We start from the raw sequence: 17,409 nt of genomic DNA, 5'->3' as shown, positions 1-17,409 counted from the left end.
CATAGTGTTCACTGTCGGGGTGAGAGCACAACCTCGACCGCCGGCCCGACCCGCCCCGTGGGGTGACGCCGGGCTGGTCAGCGGGGAGGCCGTGGAGCTGGACGTCCGGGCCGCCCGGATCGGTTCCCGGGTGCTCGCGCTGCTGCTCGACGTCCTGGCGCAGGCGGCCCTCATGCTGGTGCTGTCCATGAGCGTCGGCGTCGCGCTGCTCAACCTGCCGGACGGGCTGGTCGACGGCGCCCTGGCCGGCGGGATCGCCACGGTGGGCCTGATCCTGGTGCTGGTCGGCTACCCGGTGCTGTGCGAGCGGTTCAACCACGGCCGGACGCTGGGCAAGATGGCGGTCGGGCTGCGCGTGGTCAGCGCCGACGGTGCTCCGGTCGCGGCGCGGCAGTCGCTGATCCGGGCGCTGGTCGGCGTGGCTGTGGAGTGGCCCGGCCTGGTGCTGCCGCTGGTGAGCTGGGTGGCCGGGGTGACGGTGATGGTGACCGACCGGCGCGGGCGTCGGCTGGGCGACCTGGTGGCGGGCACGCTGGTCGTGCACACCCGCACGGCGACCGCCTGGCGGCCCGTCCCCACGGCGGTTCCCGCACTGGCCGGTTGGGCGGGCGCGGCGGACCTGAGCCGGCTCGACGACGGCCTGGCGTTGGCCGCCCGCCAGTACCTGGCCCGGGTGCACCAGCTGGCGGAGCCGGCGCGGGGGCGGTTGGGGCACGGATTGTGGACCGAGGTCTCGGCGGTGATCACGCCGCCCCCGCCTCCGGGCATGCCCGAGTCGGTCTACCTGGCCGCGGTCCTCGGCGAGCGGCACCGGCGGGCGAGGTACCGGCTGGGGCTCGGCCGGTCGGCCGCCGCGACGCTCTGGCCGGAGCTGACTCTCCACCCGCCCGCACCACCCCGCGCGGCCCCGTCCGCTGCCGGGCCCGCAGGCGTCGCCACGTCTGAAGGCGCCGCCGGACCCGACCTCACCGCCGGGCCCGCGGGCGTCGCCACGTCTGAAGGCACCGCCGGGCCTGCGGGCGCCGTGCCGCCCGGCACGGTCCGTCCGGCGGTGCCCGTCGGGGCGCCGGCCGCCGTGCCGGCCCAGCCCGTTCCGGGGGTACGGCCGGCGGTCGCCCCGGCGGCACCGGCGGGCGGCGTGCCCGTGCCCGACGCCGGCACCTGACCGGCGGGCGGGGGCCGCGCACACGTCGCGACCTGGAATCCACTCCCTCCGGGAGCGCCGTCGGTCACCCGGCTGTGGCAGGATCCGGCTCGCTCGCCCCTACCGAGACGGGAACATCGTGGCCGACGATCTGTTCACCCCCACCATCGCGCCGGCGGCGTACGGGACGCGACGCCGGCCGTGGCGACCGCAGTCGCTGATCTTCCCCGCCGTCTTCGCCGGTCCGCTGGCCGCCACCGTGCTGGCCCTGGTCAACGGGCACCGGCTGGGCCTGCCCCGTCGGACGAACCTGATGGTGCTCGGCGTCGGGCTGGCCGCGCTGACGGCCCGGTTGGCGCTCACGCTCGCCTTCCTCGACGACTGGGGGGACCGTCCCGTCCGGCTGATCGCGGCGCTGGCCGGCGCCGGGGTCTGGCTCGCCGCCTCCACCACGCAGAAACGTCCGTTCCGGGCCTACGAGCTGCGTGGCGACGAGCCGGCGTCGCTGTGGCTGCCCGGCCTCGGCGCGGTGCTCCTGTTCGGGGTCGTCGAGGCCCTGCTGTTCCTGCTGGTGGCCGCCGTATGACCGCCCCGGAGGCCCAGCTCGCCCGGGTGGCGCACCTGCTGGAGCTGAACCGCGCGGAGCAGGCCCTCGACGAGGTCGACCGGCTCCCGGCCGCCCTGGCCCTCAGCCCGGCGGCGTTCCGGCTGCGGGCGTACGCGCTGACCTCGCTGAGCCGCTGGGACGACCTGGCCGCCGTCGCCCGTCGAGGGCTAGCCGAGGCCGGCCCGGACCCCGAACTGCTCGGCCGGCTCGGCGTCGCGCTGCGCCACCGCCGCGAGTACCCCGCCGCCGAGCGGGCACTGCTCGACGCGCTCGCCATCGAGCCGGAGGACCCGTGGCTGCTGTGCCAGTACGCGCAGCTCTGCTCGGCCGTGGGGCAGCTCGACAAGGCGGAACGCCTGGTCGCCCGGGCCGCCGCGATCAGCCCGCAGGAACCGGCCGTCTTCGCGTGCCGCGTCCAGCTCGCGTACGCCCGGGGGGACGACCGGGAGGCCGACCGGATCGCCAGGGAGTTCCTCGGGGCGTGGCCGGACAATCCGGCGGCGCTCGCCCTGCACGGCGCCACCTCGGCCCGGCGTGGCCGGTTGGGTGCCGCGCGCCGCGCGTTCGGCCAGGCGGTGGCGCACGACCCGACCGATGCCGACTACGCCGAGGCGGCCTGGGAGGCGCAGGTGCACGCGCACCCGCTGCTGCTGCCGCTACGCCCGCTGCACCGGCTGGGGATCTTCCGCACCTGGCTGCTCGCGGTCGGCGTCATCGTGCTGCTGAACGTCGTCGGTCTGGACGTGCTCGCCGGCCTGTTCGCCGTGGCCTGGATGCTCTTCTGCGTCTGGTCGTGGATCGCTCCGCCGCTGGTCCGCCGGATGGTGCTCGGCCGGTGGCGGTCGTGAGGGCGTTCGGGCCGTGGCTGGCCGTCCTCGCCCTGGTGCTGCTGCTCGACGCGCTGCGGCTGCGCGCGCTGGCCGCCGTGGTCTCGGTGGCGTGGCTCGTCTGGTGCGTGTGGAGCTGGGTCCGCCCCGCCCGTCGCCGCTCCCGCCGGGACTGACCGCCCGGCGGCAGGCGACCGCCCGCGCTGGCGCCGGCCGGCTCGACCCGTGGCGGCGCGCCCGACCCGGAAACGCCGACCGGGCCGGCCGCTCGGGAGGGAGCGGTCGGCCCGGTCGGCGCGGTCGGTGTCAGTAGCGGTAGTGCTCCGGCTTGAACGGGCCCTCCACGGAGATGCCGAGGTAGGACGCCTGCTCCTTGGTCAGGGTGCTCAGCTTGGCGCCGAGCGCCTCCAGGTGCAGCCGGGCGACCTTCTCGTCGAGGTGCTTGGGCAGCACGTAGACGCCGATCGGGTATTCCTCGGTCTTCGTGAACAGCTCGATCTGGGCGATCGTCTGGTTGGCGAACGAGTTCGACATCACGAAGCTCGGGTGGCCGGTGGCGTTGCCCAGGTTGAGCAGGCGGCCCTCCGACAGCACGATGATGGCGTGCCCGTCGGCGAACTTCCAGAGGTCGACCTGCGGCTTGATGTTGACCCGCTCGACGTCGGAACGCTTCGCCAGGCCGGCCATGTCGATCTCGTTGTCGAAGTGGCCGATGTTGCCGACGATGGCCTGGTGCTTCATCCGGGCCATGTGCTCGTTGGTGATGACGTCGAAGCAGCCGGTGGCGGTGATGAAGATGTCGGCCTGCTCGACCACGTCCTCCAGGGTGGCGACCTGGTAGCCGTCCATCGCGGCCTGGAGCGCGCAGATCGGGTCGACCTCGGTCACCACGACCCGGGCGCCCTGGCCGCGCAGCGACTCGGCGCAGCCCTTGCCGACGTCGCCGTAGCCGAGCACGACCGCCATCTTGCCGCCGATCAGCACGTCGGTGGCCCGGTTGATGCCGTCGATCAGCGAGTGGCGGCAGCCGTACTTGTTGTCGAACTTGCTCTTCGTCACCGAGTCGTTGACGTTGATGGCGGGGAAGAGCAGGGTGCCGGCGCGGTGCATCTCGTAGAGCCGGTGCACGCCGGTGGTGGTCTCCTCGGTCACGCCCTTGATGCCGGCGGCGATCCGGGTCCACCGCTGGTTGTCCTCGGCGAGCGAACGGTGCAGCACGCCGAGGATGACCGCGTACTCCTCGGAGTCGGCGGACTCGACCGGCGGCACGGCGCCGGCCTTCTCGAACTCGGCGCCCTTGTGCACCAGCAGGGTGGCGTCGCCGCCGTCGTCGAGGATCATGTTGGGGCCCTGCCCGTCGGGCCAGGCGAGCACCTGCTCGGTGCACCACCAGTACTCCTCCAGGCTCTCGCCCTTCCAGGCGTAGACCGGGACGCCGGCCGGGGCCTCGGGGGTGCCCTCGGCGCCGACGACGATCGCGGCGGCGGCGTGGTCCTGGGTGGAGAAGATGTTGCAGGACGCCCAGCGGACCTGCGCGCCGAGCGCGACCAGGGTCTCGATGAGGACGGCGGTCTGGATGGTCATGTGCAGCGACCCGGTGATCCGGGCACCGGCGAGCGGCTGGGCGTCGGCGAACTCACGACGGATCGCCATCAGGCCGGGCATCTCGTGCTCGGCGAGCTGGATCTCCTTACGCCCGAACTCGGCGAGCGACAGATCCGCCACCTTGTAGTCGCCCTCGGCGAGAGTGCTCGGCCGGGCCTCGGACGGCGTGCCGCTGGCGGACGCCGGGAGGGTGCTGGTCATGAAATCTCCTGTCGGACGATGTGCTGCGCGACCATTCACCTTACGCGCGCGAGCCGCCGACGGGAGGACCGGTCGGGTGAAGTGAGCACGAAGACATCAGCGGACAGCGCACGGGGCGGTCGGTCGTGAACGGTGTCCCGTCCCTCGGCCGCCCGCCCCGTGCATCCCCCCGGTTTGGTTCCCCCGCGCGTTCTCGGACCTTCGTCGCGATAACGCTGCGTACTCATAGAGTCACACTCGGCCAGGGCCGCGTCAAGCTATTCCGGAAAAGTCGGACTTGCGCGCCGCCAGGCGCCCCACCTGCACGCCCGCCGGCCCGCCTTTCAGCGCAGGCCGCAGCTCGCGACGTACGCCTCCCCGGCGCCGCCCAGGCGCAGCGGCCCGGCGGCGGCGCTGCCGACGGCCGCCCGCCCGGGCGCCAGCGTCACCGCGCCGGCCCCGTCGTCGACCGAGACCTCGCCGGAGCGGCAGAGCACCACCCGGGGCCCGGGCACCTCGACCGACACCGCCGGCAGTCCCGCGCCCACCGTCACCCGGTGCAGCGCGAAGTCCTCCACCGGCACCGGCCACGTGACCACGCCCGGGGCGATCTCCAGCGGCGGCACCACCGGGTCGCGCAGCACCTCGAAGCGCAGCACCCGCAGCAGCTCCTCGACGTCCACCCGCTTCGGCGTCAGCCCGCCGCGCAGCACGTTGTCGCTGGCCGCCATGATCTCCACGCCGGTGCCACGCAGGTAGGCGTGCAGGTTGCCCGCCGGCATCCAGATCGCCTCGCCGGGGGCCAGCCGCACCCTGTTGAGCAGCATCGCCACCAGCACCCCGGGGTCGCCCGGGTAGGCGGCGGCCAGGTCCCGGGCCAGCTCCGCGTCCGGCCCCGCGACCGGCGCCGACGCCACGGCCGCCACCAGCGCGTCGCGCCCGTCGGCGGGCCAGGTCAGCAGCAGTCGTACGGCGTCACGCAGGCCCACCGGCCCGGTCCGCAGCGCCGCCAGCACCGGCTCCAGCGCGGGTACGCCGAAGCCGGCCAGCGCCGCCGCCGAGGCCGCCGGGTCCCGGAAACCGCAGAGCGCCTCCATCGGCGAGAGCGCGACCAGCAGCTCCGGCTTGTGGTACGGATCGACGTAGTTGCGCTGCCCGTCGGGGCGGGCGGCGTCGGCGGCGTGCCCGGCGCGGGCCTGCTCGGCGTCCGGGTGCGCCTGGAGGCTCAGCGGGGCATCCGCGGCGAGCACCTTGAGCAGGAACGGCAGCCGGGTGCCGAACCGGCCGACCAGCCGCTCGCCGAGCCAGTGGTGCGGCTCGGCGAGCAGCAGGTGGGTCAGGCTCACCCGGCCGCCGTCGCGGTCGACCAGGGCCGGGCCGCCCGGGTGGGCGCCCAGCCACAGTTCGGCCTCCGGGCCGTCGCTCGGCGCCGGCCGCCCCTGCAACTCGGCGATCGCCGAGCGGGACCCCCAGGCGTAGTCGCGGATCGGTCCGTGCAGCAGTTCCACCGGTCAGCTCCCGGGCCGCCCGGCGACCTCACCCGGCTCGGCGGGCGACGCGCTCCCGGCGACCGCCTGATCGGCGGTGGCGCGGTAGATGTCCGGCTCCAGGTAGATCACCCGGGCGGTCGGCACGGCGGCGCGGATCCGACCCTCGACGGTGTTGATGCTCCGCGCCAGCACCTCGGCGGTGACGCCGGCCGGCACGGCGACCTTGGCGGCCACCATCAACTCCTCGGGCCCGAGGTAGAGCGTCTTCATGTGGATGATCCGCTCGAACTCGGGGCCGTCGGTGACCGCCCTCTCCAGCGCGGCGACGTCGTGCGCCTCGGCACCCTCACCGAGCAGCAGGCTCTTGGTCTCGATGGCCAGGATGATCGCGATGACCACCAGCAGCACACCGATCATCGCGGTGCCCACCGCGTCCCACCGGCCGTTGCCGGTGATCAGCGTCATGCCCACGCCGAAGAGCGCGAAGACCAGGCCGACCAGCGCGCCCAGGTCCTCCAGCAGCACCACGGGCAGCTCGGGCGCCTTGGCGCGCCGGACGAACTTGACCCACGACTGGTTGCCCCGGACGAGGTTGGACTCGACGATCGCGGTACGGAAGGAGAACGTCTCCATGATGATCGCGGCCACCAGCACCACGACCGGCACCCAGTGCCACGAGGTGATGCCCTCCTCGTGCGACCACTTGTGGTACGCCTCGTAGAGGGCGAACAGACCACCGACGCTGAACAGCACGATGGAGACGATGAACGCGTAGATGTAGCGCTCCCGGCCGTAGCCGAACGGGTGCTGCGGGGTGGCCGCACGCTTGGCCCGCCGCCCGCCGAGCAGCAGCAGGGCCTGGTTGCCGGAGTCGGCGACCGAGTGGATCGACTCGGCCAGCATCGACGACGACCCGGTCAGCAGGAACGCGACGAACTTGGTGACGGCGATGCCGGCGTTGGCCAGCAGGGCGGCGACGATCGCCTTCGTACCACCGTTGGCGCTCACGCGGTCGCTCCGTCGTGTCGCGCGGCACCGCCGGGCATCGGCGCGACGCGCCGCTCGACCCGTTCCCTGCTATCGCTCACTGGTTTGCCAGCTCCTTCATTTCGGTGATGGCCGGCACGGCCATCGGGTCCAGTCCGTGTGCCAGGGCGAGGTAGATCGAGGCGAAGTCCGGCACGGCGACCAGCGAGGCGAGCCGCTCCAGCGCGGAGCCGCCCTCGGCGGTCACCACGTCGCAGCGCACGCCGCGCCGCTCGGCGAGGGTCTGCACGGCGTCCGCGCGGCGCTCCTCGACGTCGAGCGGCTCGTCGGCGTCGTCCTCCGGGTTCAGCCCGCCGTCGCGCAGCAGGACCAACCGCAGCCGGGTGCCCGACGGCGCCTCCGCGTCGGGATCGGCGAAGATGTCGCGCTCCCCCTCGGCCAGACCGCCGAACACGCCGTCGAGCAGGCCGACCCGACCGCGCCCCGCCTCGCCGAGCGCCCCGCTGACCACGGGGTAGCGGGCGTTGGCGGACAGGGTGTCGCCGAACCGACGGGCCGCGACCGTCGCCAGCGGCGACGAGCCCCAGACGATCGGCACCGAGCCGGCGAGGCCCAGGGCCAGCGACTTCGCGGGGTTGACGAAGGACTCGGCCGTCGGGCGGCAGCGGTCGGCGTCCGCGTCCAGCCGGGCCGCGGTCTCCGCCAGATCCGCCTCGTTGACCTTCACGAGCCCGAGCGTACGGGCGGCGAGCAGGACCGGCACGGTGAGCGCCCAGAGGCTGGCCCGGGCCGGGGCGCGCCGGGGCACCGGGATGAACGGCGCCCGGGCCCGCTCGGCCACGGACTGCAACTGCGAGTCGGGCGCGCCGACGGCGACCAGCCGGGCGCCCCGCCGGTGCGCGGCCTCGGCGGCGCCCAGCGCCTCGGGGCTGCGGCCGGACGCGCTGACGGCGATGACCACGTCGGCGGCGCCCACCCAGCCGGGCACGCCGGCGCTGCGGTGCGGGATGACCGGCACCGGACAGCGCGGCCCGGCGACGGTGGCCAGCACGTCACCGGTACGCCCGGCGGTGCCGATGCCGGCGATGACGACCGCCCGGGGGCGGCCCTCGTCGGCGAGCACCTGGAGGTTGGCCTCGGCGGCCAGCGCGGCCGTCTCGCGGACCTGCGCCCCGGCGGAGGCGGTGTGCCGCAGCATGCCGCCCGGGTCGTGCTCGGCCAGCGCGGCCGGGTCGTCGAGCAGTGCCTCGTCGGGCTCGCGCCGGCCGCTGACCCCGGCCGTGCCGTCGATCACGACTGCTCCGCGGGGCCGCGCGCCTCGTCCAGCAGCAGCACCGGCACGTCGTCGCGGACCTCGAAGATCCGGCCGCACTCGGTGCAGGTCAGCGTCTGCGCCTGCGCGTCGTAGTCGAGCGGGGCGTGATGCGTGTCCGGACAGGCGAGGATTTCCAGCAACTGCGGGTCCAGGGCCACGGCGCGGCTCCTTCCACGTATGCGGTCTCACCGATCGACGGTGCCGACCGGCGCAGGCGATCTTATCGGCGAACGCGGTCGAGCACCTCGTCACGGAGGGCGGTCATCCGCTCCCGCGTCGGGGCCTCGACGTTGAGCCGCAGCAGCGGCTCGGTGTTGGAGGCGCGCAGATTGAACCACGCGCCGTCCGGGAAGCGCAGGGTCAGCCCGTCCATCTCGTCGACGTCGGCCTGCGGGTACGCGGCCCGCACCTCGGCCACCTTGGCGGCCTGGTCGGCCACCGTCGAGTTGATCTCGCCGGAGGCCACGTACCGCTCGTACTCGCCGGCCAGCACGGACAGCGGCAGCGACTGCTCACCCAGGGCGGCCAGGGTGTGCAGCGCGGCGAGCATGCCGGTGTCGGCGAACCAGAAGTCGCGGAAGTAGTAGTGGGCCGAGTGCTCGCCGCCGAAGATCGCGTTCGTCCGGGCCATCTCCGCCTTGATGAAGGAGTGCCCGACCCGGGCGACGACCGGCTCGCCGCCGTGCTCGCGGATGATCTCCGGCACCGCCCGGGAGGTGATCAGACCGTGGATCACCGTCGAGCCGGGGTGCTTGGCCAGCTCGCGGGCCGCCACCAGGGCCGTGACCGCCGACGGCGAGACCGGCTCGCCGCGCTCGTCGACCACGAAGCAGCGGTCGGCGTCGCCGTCGAACGCCAGGCCGATCTCGGCGCCGTGCTCGATCACCGCGCGCTGGAGGTCGAGCAGGTTGGCCGGGTCCAGCGGGTTGGCCTCGTGGTTGGGGAAGGTGCCGTCGAGTTCGAAGTAGAGCGGCACGATCTCCAGCGGCAGGGCCGGCAGGACGGCGTCGCCGAGCACGGCCGGGACGGTGTAGCCGGCCATGCCGTTGCCGGCGTCGACGACCACCTTCAGCGGACGGATGTCCGAGAGGTCGACCAGCTGCCGCAGGTACGCCGCGTAGTCGGCCAGCAGGTCGCGGCGCTCGGCCGGCGCGGCCGGCGTGGCGGTCGGGCGCTCGCCCTTGTCCAGCAGGGCCTGCGCCCGCTCGCGGATCTCGGCCAACCCGCTGTCCTGCCCGATCGGGCGAGCGCCGGAGCGGCACATCTTGATGCCGTTGTACTGCGCCGGGTTGTGGCTGGCGGTGAACATCGCGCCGGGCAGCCCCAGCGCGCCGGAGGCGTAGTAGAGCATGTCGGTGGAGGCGAGGCCCAGCTCGATGACGGCGCGCCCCTCGGCGCGCACGCCGGCGGCGAAGGCGGCGGCCAGAGCAGGACCGGTGGCCCGCATGTCGTGCGCGACGAGCGCCGCCCCGTCCCGCTCGCCGAAGCCGTCCAGCACCTGCGCGAAGGCCGTGCCGAGGGCCTCGGCGGCCTGCTCGTCCCACTGGTCCGGCACCGTCCCACGGACGTCGTAGGCCTTCACGATCTGGGACAGATCAGACACCGGTCTCGCTCCTCGCGCCGCAGGTCCTCAACGGCCTGAGCGTATCGGAGCGGCGCGGCGCGGCCCGGCTCAGCCGGGGAGCCGGGGCATGAACACCGTGTGGTCGCCACCGCCGGTCTCCGGCGGCGGGTCACCGGGCTTGCCCTGGGCGGGCGGCACGGGCGGCGGCGCCCCGTACTGCCCCGGCACCGGGGGCGCCGGCGGGGCCGACACGGGCGGGGCGGCCGGCGCGCCGGGCACCACCTGCGTGGCCTCCGGGGCCGGTGCCGGACGGCTGCCGTACACGCCGCCGGCGGGGCGCGGGGCGGGGGCGCCGCCGGCCGGGCGCGGGGCGGGCGCGCCACCGTACAGGCCGGGGGCGGGCGGCTGCTGCCCGTACACCTGGCCGGGTGGGCCGGGGGCGGCGGCCGGGCCCTGCCCGGAGCGGTAGGTGGTGCCGCCGGGGTTGCGGGGCAGCGGGACGTGGCCCGGGTCGGCCGGCTCCTTGTCCGCCCGCGAGCGGCGGAACAGCAGGACGATGAGCAGGATCCCGACGGCGACCATGGCGATGCCGAAGAACATGACCACCGAGCCGCCGGAGGATTCCTCCTCAGCCGCGTTGCTGACGGCGCCCGCGCCCTGGCCGGCGGCCAGGCTCGGATCCGCCGCGCCGGCCCGCACCTCGGTGGCGACCGCGCTCGGGGTGGGCGACGGCTTCTTCGACGGCTTCGGCGTCGGCGAGGGCGTGGCCCGGTCGCCGACCACCCGGGACGCCACCGCGCCCCGGCCCAGGGCCCGCCCGAGCGCGTCGCTGGCCGCGCCGCTGACGGTCAGCCGGCCGCCCGGCACCTCCGCGTCGAACGCCACCCGGTAGCGCACCGTGATGGTCTTGCCCTTGCAGAGCCTCGGCTTCAGGGGCGAGGTGGCCGACGTGGCCGCGCTGCCACCGTTTCCGGAGAGCGGCACCGGGAACCAGCGTCCGCCCACGTTGACCTGCGCGCTGACCTGGTCGGCGCGCAGGCCGGCCAGGCGCAACCCCAGTGCGGTACGCAGCAGCACGCAGCCATCGCTGCGCTTGCGCACCTCGATCGAGACGCCCCCGGCGGAACCGCCGGCGGTGAAGCTGCCGGCCGAACGCACCCGGACCGAGTCGCCTGCGGCGAGCGCCGGCGTCGCGCCGAGCGCCACCAGGCCGCCCAGCAACGCGCAGACCGTCGCGAGCCGCGCCGCGTGCCGACGTACCGCCATGATCACCTCGCCGTTCCTCCCCCGACGGGGGTCCGCCGGTCAGGCTACTACCGGGCCCCGTCGGGGCCCGGTCATTGAGCGCTCCGGATGTGCGCCGTATTACCCCGCGACCGGGTCCGCGCACCCTGGCCGGCGGCGGGACGCTCGCGCGTCCGTCGGTCCGGGCCTGCCGAACCCGGCGGCGGCCCCAGATCGCGCGGGCCGTCGCCTCGGCGGCCGCGTCAGGTGGCGCGGGCGGTCGCCTCGGCGGCGGCCTCAGGTGGCGCGGGCGGTCGCCTCGGCAGCGGCCAGGGCGTCGCGGCAGAGCCGGTCGGCGGTACGGGTGGTCTCCGGCAGCCGGTAGCGCGGCGTCAACGCCAGCACCCGCGCGGTCGCGTCGTCGAGGCTCATCCGGTGGCCGACGCTGACGAAGACCGGCTTCACGCCGTCCCGGGTACGCAGCACCCGACCCACGGTCTCGCCCCCGTCGCGCAACGGCGTCCACGCGCCCCGACGCTGGGCCGGCGGCGTCCACTCCCCCAGCAGGGGCGTCTTGCCCACCCCGACGGCGGGCAGGCCGGTCACCACGCCCAGGTGGCAGGCGAGCCCGAACCGGCGCGGGTGGGCCAGCCCGTGCCCGTCACAGACCAGCAGCTCGGGAAGCACGGTCAGCCGGTCGAGCGCGTCGAGCAGCGCGGGCAGCTCGCGGAAGGCGAAGAGCCCCGGGACGTACCTGAACGCGGGCCGGCCCACGCTCACCGCCGAGTCGACCACCGCGAGGGTCCGGGCGTCCAGCACGGTCACGGCCGCCGCCAGCCGGTCACCGCTCTCGGCGTACGCCACGTCCAGCCCGGCCACCGTCGCGGGCTCGGCCGGACCGGGCCCGACCAGGTCCACCAGCGGCCGCAACCGCTCCTGTACGGCCAGCGCCTCCGCCACGCTGCCCGGCCTGTCGATCCGGGGGTCCGACGTCCCGGTCGTCTCCACCCGCGCGGCTCCGGGTTTGCCCGGCGTCATGACGGCCCGTCGGTGCGCGGCCTGTCGACGCCCTGCCCGTCGGCACCCGGCGTCCCGGCGCCCTCCGGGCCGACCGTCTGCCGCTCGGCGCCCTGCTCGTGAGCGTCCCGCCCGTCGTCGTCCTTCATGTCGTCGCCCGCACTGTCGGTGTCCTCGCCGTCGGTGTCCTCGCTGTCGGCGTCCTCGCTGTCGGTGTCCCGGGTGCTGCCGGCTCCGAGGGCGACGGCGAAGGCCACCCCCATCCCGATGCCGACGCCCCCACCGGCGGCTCCGTCCAGCGCGGCCAGGCCGATGACCAGACCGAGCATGAGGCCGACCGGCCACGCCCAGGCGTTGGACTGCCACCCACCAGGGCCGGGCGACTTCTGCCCATTGTCCGATTCAGCCATTTCGCCATGGTATTCCGGCCCGACAACCCGCCCCCGAACCCGCGACCTCCAGGCGGCGGACGCCTACTGGCCGGACTCCGAGCGGTAGCGCCTCGGCACGTCCCGGCCGGTGACCGTCCGCCGGAAACTGGCGTCCCACCTGGGTGGACTACCGACCAGCCAGAGCCACAACGGCGTCGGGGTTCTGGCGAACACTCTGGTGCGACTGCCCTTCAACAGTTGCCCTACGCCTGCTCTCCCGAACCCAGGCTTGGGTCTGCGGCCGGATCGCCCGACTGCTGGAGTTGTTCCTCGAACATGACGAAAGTCCTGCGTTGAATTCCGGCGATCAGGGCGAGTTCGGTGGGATTCGGGTACCGCCTCTCGCGAGCCACCCCGTCCTGGATCGCCCGAACCGTTTCGTAGAGAGCGAAGACAGGGCCTTCGCCTCGAAGGTAGTACCCACGGTCATGCTCAGTACGTTGGATGAACTCTTCACGGGTCAATTCCTCCACCTCATCGCCTTCGGCAGCAAACAGCTTGCCCATGAGGTGATTCGCCTGAAGCCAGCCTCCCGAATCCTTCGACAGCCGCCAGGCAGCGACACTTCCACCGCCCGTTTCGACGAGCTTGACGGGAGCTTCGTAGTAACTGTAGAAGGCCGGGAAAACGAGTCCAGGAGGTATTTCCACCACAGTCACGCCTCGCTCCGTCTATCGCTCATCGCCTGCCAGTAGGCTTCCTGCCCTTCGCGGCTCAATCCATACCGCACGGCTTGCTCCATTGGGGTGAGTGGTCGGTCCTGCGCTTCGGCGAGCGCCTCGATATCACGTCGGACCTCGTACAGAGGATGTTCCCAGCTGGCAACCTCGTCGATGGCCGCAAGGTGTAAGCGGAGCTCAGCGACGTGTCCGTTCGACATCCGGAGGTTCACAAGGATGTCACGATAACCACTGCGCTGCGGCCTGAGGAAGCGGTCCTTGATGCCAACGATCACTACTTCGGGATCTTGATCCAGCTCGCCCAGGGCATTGTAGAGATCTTCGAGCCGCTGGAATTCGACTTTTGCCGCCGCCAGGTCCTTGAGTCGAGAGGCATCGTTCTCGTACTCGACAAGCTTGTCCTTCACCCGATCTATACCCTTCGGCTTGGCGCGCCAGCCTGGCCTGCCCACGCCGCTGGCCAGACTAGTCGCCATCCGGTTCAACTCTCGCTGAGCGTCCTCGGACTCAGCAAAGAGACGCTGCACGAAAGCCGACCGATAGTCGTCGTCGTGACGCCTCGTCGCGTCGAAGCCCAGTTGCACCGGCGATCGTCCTCGAGCTGCCACACGTTCACTCAGCAGCCGCTGTGCGCTGGTGAGTTCCGCAGGTCGTGGGGAGGCAACGCCTTCTCCGATGACAGCCGCTACACCTCGCCGACCGATGTCATCAAGTACGGAGCCGAGGGCGTCGATCGCCTGCTGCTGTGCAGCCAGATGGAGCATCGTCAACGGCCTGGCCGTCAGCGAAGTGGCCAACTCAGGCGTAGCGAGGACCATACGCGCCAGGTCAGGTCGCTGCGCCAACTGCCGGACGAGGCTCTCGGCCAACATCGGCTCGTCCCTGGGCGGCTGCCGCCACGTCTCATCCAGCATCCGCTGCACGCGTGGATCCGCAAACAGCCGTGCCACGTCTCCGGCGCCTGCGTCGTCAAGTTGCGGTACGAGTCGCCGGAGTGCCGGCGCGTCCACTCCGGCCGCCACCTCGGCCGGCGTCACGCCTGCGGCGAAGACCCGTTCCAGGTCGGGCTCCGCAGCCAGGATCGCGCCGACGGCAATTCGGTTTCCTGACCGTTCCGCCTGCGCGCGTTCCCGCGCCGTCCGTAGGTCCTCGGGCGGCGTGTCGCTGCGTCCGAGGGCCGGCGCCGCCTCGTCGGGCTCTCGCGGGAGCCCCGGTGACGTCGACCTGTCGGACGGAGCCGAGCCCGGTCCGTCCAGGAGATACATGCGGTTGAGGTGCAGTTCGCCGTATCCCTGGTCGGTGTCGGCGGGTGGGTACTGCGGTAGGTCTGGTCGTTGGCTGAATCGTCCTCGTCGTAGTCCGCCCAGTGGCATGGGTCTGCCGTCGGAGCCGAGTATCAGGACTTCGGTGTCGACGGCGTTGTCGGGGTGCGCGACGCCGTGGTGCCGGTAGAGGGGTGTGGTCGACACGGCGCCGGTCTGTGGGTCGAGGTAGAGGATGGTGCCGTTCTGGTTGAGGGCGACCCAGATGTGGGCGCCGCCCTGTTCCCAGTTGTTGATGACGAAGGCGAAGCTGCCGGGGCCGCCGAGGCGTAGTTGGGCGTGGAGGTTGCGGTATCCGGTGTCGATGGCGTGCTGTCGCTGGGTGCCCTGGATGTCCTGGGTGGGCTGGCAGAGGCGTTGGAAGCGGCCTCCGGTGATGTCCTCCACCCGTCCGATGCCGTCTCGTTCGCCGTTGATGGGGCGTGTGACGTCGCCTGCCACGTAGGCGTCGAAGGTGCGGGGGGCGGCGACCCGGGGGCGGCCGTGCATCCAGGTGTCGAACATCGACAGGGTGCAGTCGATGCAGTTGATGCCGCGGGTCGGGTCGGCCTGCGGTCCGCCGTCGTTGACCAGCCCGAACCAGCCGCCCTGCCGGGGGTCGGCATTGCGGCGGACGCTTCCGTCGGGTTCTCGGGGCACCTGCCGCTCGATGTCGGTCTGGTGCAGGGCCAGCGGCGGACGCAGACCGCCGGGCCGGCCGTAGTCGCGTGACCGGTCGATCGGCGGCGGGTAGTCGTCGCCCGTCAACGCCGAACGGTCGACGGTCTCCACGGCGCCGTACGCCAGGTCCCCGACGTCGTCGTTGATCCGGCGGAAGTCCGCACCATCGACGGCGACGACGCCTGGGGCGGCTGCTCCGGCGAGGACCGCTTCTGCCAGATCCCTCTGCTGGTGACACCAGCGCTCCCGGTCACGCGCCCCCAGAAAGTAGCGCTCGGCGGCAGCGCGATGCCCGGCCTGCGCCAGGCGACGGCCCTCGCTGACTAGCCACCGGGCTTCGTCGTAGCTCCGATCTGCGGCCTGACGCAGTCGCGCCGCGCTGTCCAGGCGGCGGTTCTCCTCATGAGTCCTGCGCTGGAACTCGAAGTGCCCCCGGTAGCGGCGCCGCTCGAACGCGTCCTGGTCCGCGGCCCATCTGGCGGCGTACCACTCCGGCGTGCGCGGACGCGGAGGTGGCTGCCCTGCGGCTCTTGACGGGTGTGGCACCGCCTCAGGCGTTCGGTCTGTCGGTGACGGGACCACGGGCGTCCCGGACCCCACGTCTGGGACGCGCGATGAGCCCACCTTCGGCCCTGCGGTTCTCGCCGTCGTCTCACCGGACGCTGCCGGCCCCGTGGCGGCGACCGGGGATGCCTGCGCCGGGATGCCGGCGAGCGGTGAGTTCGCTGCTGAGCCGTGGAGCGCTGGGCCCCCGGTCGTCGGCGGGTTGGTTGCCGCGACACCGGCGTTCTGCGCGGCCGGCCCGGAACCGGGCACCGATTCGTTGACGGGACCAGGGATTACCGACTGGGCATGAGTACTTGTCGAAGGTGCGGCAGACGCGACTGAGGAGAGCGTCGGGTTGAGCGGAGCCCTGGGCGCCTCGGCTTGGGACGCCGGGAGTACGGACCGATCCCCGGAATCGACGTCGGGTGGGGGCGGTGGAGCGGTCCGTACCTCCGCTGGCACACCCTCAACCGCTGGCCTGACCTCGTGGGCGGCGGAGACCGAGTCGGAAACCTGAGACGGCGTACTGGACGAGGCCACGCGCTGCTCGGGAATCCGGCAGTCGGACTCGGGTGCACGGGCATCCGGAGACGCTGGCGTCGCGGTCGCCGCACTCGCCTTGACTGGCGTGTCGACCCCGACGGCAGGCACTGATCGGGGCGTCTCCGCGTCCGGCGTCGAGAGCGCGTGGCGGGACGCCTCCACACCCGGCATCGAACCTGCATTGGAGGTCGAGGGCTGCGTGGGAGCCCCACTGTCCACCGAGATGGAAGGCATCCCGGCCAGGGCACTCATCTGGCCGTTCAGCCGTGCCTGCAAGGCCGCGTCGGCCTGCGCGGTGGCGGAACCACGGGCACCGGACGCCGCCGCGCGGGCCGCGTCCTCCACCGAGGTCAACCCCTGGCCGGTGGCCAGGCGCGCGGCCTGGTCGGCCATCACCTCGCCGGCCATCTCACGGCCGAAGTGCTCCCCGACTCGGGCACCCCGGCCGGTGGCGTGCCGCCCCAGACCCGCCAGCGGCGCCACCGCCCCGCCGGCCATACCGCCGAGCGCCGTGGTCCCCAACTCCGTCACGTCCAGCCCGTGCCGGCGGCCCGTCGAGTTCTGGTACGCCTGCGTGGCGAGGTTGATGCCGCCCTCCTCGGCCGCCTCCGACACACCACTCAGCGCCGCCCGACGGCTGAACCCCCGCATGCCGCCCTTGGTGACCTCCTTCGCCGCCCGCTCACCGGCCTCCTTGAGCCCCTGCTTGATCGACTTGCGGGCGAGCTGCGCCATCAGCCGCTTGAAGATCTGCTGCACGACCGTCCTGGTGGCCGCGATCGCTGCCCCGGCGGCGGGCGAGGCCGCACCGGCGGTGAGCACCGTCGCCACCGCCAGCGACAGCAACTCGACCACCAGGATGCCCAGCTCGATCCACACCTCGAGCTTCGCGCCCTCGATGTCGCAGCCGCACTCCTCCACCAACCGACCCAGCTCCGTGCTGACAGCCAGCAGCACCGGCAGCGGCGCCTCGTCGCCCTCCGCCACCCGACGCCAGGCGGCGTCGAAGGCCGCCGCGACCGCCCCGACGCCGCCGTACCCGCCTCGCACCTCACCAGCGGCGGCAACGGCGTCGGCACGCGGCCCCGCCAACGCGGCGGCCACCGCATACCACTGATCCGCCAGCTCCCAGACCGCCCGCTCGTTGCCCTCCGGCCACTCGACACCGATCACCCAGTCGAGGGCCTCGTAGACCCAGCCAGGCAACTGCCAGGGCGAGTAGTCCAGCGGGTGCGGGATGGGGCTCGGCAACACGCTCATCCGGGTC

At 73.4% G+C, this 17,409-nt stretch carries 15 protein-coding genes; 4 read left to right on the top strand and 11 right to left on the bottom strand.

Going from position 1 to position 17,409, the window contains the following annotated elements; genetic code table 11:
- Positions 1-19: 19 nt before the first annotated feature.
- The 4 genes from AB0B83_RS01295 to AB0B83_RS01280 all read left to right on the top strand — a co-directional run bounded on the left by AB0B83_RS01295 (position 20) and on the right by AB0B83_RS01280 (position 2,754).
- Positions 20-1,165 carry an RDD family protein gene (locus AB0B83_RS01295; protein ID WP_357576451.1) on the top strand — a complete coding sequence of 382 codons (1,146 nt, stop codon included), beginning with the start codon at positions 20-22 and terminating at the stop codon, positions 1,163-1,165.
- 118 nt (positions 1,166-1,283) lie between these two features.
- The gene (locus AB0B83_RS01290; protein WP_357576450.1) at positions 1,284-1,730 is read left to right on the top strand and encodes a hypothetical protein; all 447 of its coding nucleotides are present in this window, start codon (positions 1,284-1,286) and stop codon (positions 1,728-1,730) included.
- Positions 1,727-2,599 carry a tetratricopeptide repeat protein gene (locus AB0B83_RS01285; protein ID WP_357576449.1) on the top strand — a complete coding sequence of 291 codons (873 nt, stop codon included), beginning with the start codon at positions 1,727-1,729 and terminating at the stop codon, positions 2,597-2,599. Before AB0B83_RS01290 ends, AB0B83_RS01285 begins: the two co-directional genes overlap by 4 nt.
- Complete coding sequence (locus tag AB0B83_RS01280) at positions 2,587-2,754, top strand: hypothetical protein (RefSeq protein WP_357576448.1); 168 nt, start codon at positions 2,587-2,589, stop codon at positions 2,752-2,754. The genes AB0B83_RS01285 and AB0B83_RS01280 overlap by 13 nt, the downstream gene beginning before the upstream one ends.
- 130 nt (positions 2,755-2,884) lie before the next feature.
- Here AB0B83_RS01280 and ahcY read toward each other — a convergent pair whose 3' ends face one another.
- The 11 genes from ahcY to AB0B83_RS01225 all read right to left on the bottom strand — a co-directional run bounded on the left by ahcY (position 2,885) and on the right by AB0B83_RS01225 (position 17,402).
- The gene (ahcY, locus tag AB0B83_RS01275; protein WP_357576447.1) at positions 2,885-4,384 is read right to left on the bottom strand and encodes an adenosylhomocysteinase; all 1,500 of its coding nucleotides are present in this window, start codon (positions 4,382-4,384) and stop codon (positions 2,885-2,887) included.
- A 323-nt stretch (positions 4,385-4,707) separates the two neighbouring features.
- On the bottom strand, positions 4,708-5,871 hold the full coding sequence (gene manA, locus AB0B83_RS01270; RefSeq protein WP_357576446.1) for a mannose-6-phosphate isomerase, class I: 1,164 nt from the start codon (positions 5,869-5,871) through the stop codon (positions 4,708-4,710).
- Positions 5,872-5,874: 3 nt separating this feature from the next.
- Positions 5,875-6,861 (bottom strand): cation diffusion facilitator family transporter, encoded by a 987-nt coding sequence (locus AB0B83_RS01265; protein ID WP_357576445.1) that lies wholly within the window; start codon positions 6,859-6,861, stop codon positions 5,875-5,877.
- Between the two features lie 76 nt (positions 6,862-6,937).
- Positions 6,938-8,134, bottom strand: a complete 1,197-nt coding sequence (locus tag AB0B83_RS01260; RefSeq protein WP_311414196.1) for an SIS domain-containing protein — start codon at positions 8,132-8,134, stop codon at positions 6,938-6,940.
- Positions 8,131-8,313 carry a Trm112 family protein gene (locus tag AB0B83_RS01255; protein ID WP_089001904.1) on the bottom strand — a complete coding sequence of 61 codons (183 nt, stop codon included), beginning with the start codon at positions 8,311-8,313 and terminating at the stop codon, positions 8,131-8,133. Before AB0B83_RS01255 ends, AB0B83_RS01260 begins: the two co-directional genes overlap by 4 nt.
- A gap of 62 nt (positions 8,314-8,375) precedes the next feature.
- Entirely contained in the window at positions 8,376-9,758 is a 1,383-nt protein-coding gene (locus tag AB0B83_RS01250) for a phosphomannomutase/phosphoglucomutase (protein ID WP_357576444.1), read from the bottom strand.
- A gap of 69 nt (positions 9,759-9,827) precedes the next feature.
- Positions 9,828-10,985, bottom strand: coding sequence for a hypothetical protein (locus tag AB0B83_RS01245; protein ID WP_357576443.1), 1,158 nt, complete (start codon positions 10,983-10,985; stop codon positions 9,828-9,830).
- 255 nt (positions 10,986-11,240) lie between these two features.
- A complete protein-coding gene (locus AB0B83_RS01240; RefSeq protein WP_357576442.1) occupies positions 11,241-11,951 on the bottom strand; it encodes an endonuclease V in 711 nt (236 codons plus the stop codon).
- A 26-nt stretch (positions 11,952-11,977) separates the two neighbouring features.
- Positions 11,978-12,370, bottom strand: coding sequence for a hypothetical protein (locus AB0B83_RS01235; RefSeq protein ID WP_357576441.1), 393 nt, complete (start codon positions 12,368-12,370; stop codon positions 11,978-11,980).
- Positions 12,371-12,594: 224 nt separating this feature from the next.
- Complete coding sequence (locus AB0B83_RS01230) at positions 12,595-13,050, bottom strand: hypothetical protein (RefSeq protein WP_357576440.1); 456 nt, start codon at positions 13,048-13,050, stop codon at positions 12,595-12,597.
- Entirely contained in the window at positions 13,047-17,402 is a 4,356-nt protein-coding gene (locus AB0B83_RS01225) for a toxin glutamine deamidase domain-containing protein (protein WP_357576439.1), read from the bottom strand. Before AB0B83_RS01225 ends, AB0B83_RS01230 begins: the two co-directional genes overlap by 4 nt.
- Positions 17,403-17,409 lie beyond the last annotated feature (7 nt).

This window comes from Micromonospora sp. NPDC049060, from assembly GCF_040649055.1.
GTDB lineage: Bacteria > Actinomycetota > Actinomycetes > Mycobacteriales > Micromonosporaceae > Micromonospora > Micromonospora reichwaldensis.
This window is presented reverse-complemented; position numbering and strand designations above follow the sequence as displayed.

What these genes read in the sequence shown, in the direction of transcription:
- AB0B83_RS01285 (WP_357576449.1), top strand. Translation starts at nt 1,727, where the DNA reads ATGACCGCCCCGGAGGCCCAGCTCGCCCGGGTGGCGCACCTGCTGGAG.
- ahcY (WP_357576447.1), bottom strand. Translation starts at nt 4,384, where the DNA reads ATGACCAGCACCCTCCCGGCGTCCGCCAGCGGCACGCCGTCCGAGGCC.
- AB0B83_RS01245 (WP_357576443.1), bottom strand. Translation starts at nt 10,985, where the DNA reads ATGGCGGTACGTCGGCACGCGGCGCGGCTCGCGACGGTCTGCGCGTTG.
- AB0B83_RS01235 (WP_357576441.1), bottom strand. Translation starts at nt 12,370, where the DNA reads ATGGCTGAATCGGACAATGGGCAGAAGTCGCCCGGCCCTGGTGGGTGG.
- AB0B83_RS01225 (WP_357576439.1), bottom strand. Translation starts at nt 17,402, where the DNA reads ATGAGCGTGTTGCCGAGCCCCATCCCGCACCCGCTGGACTACTCGCCC.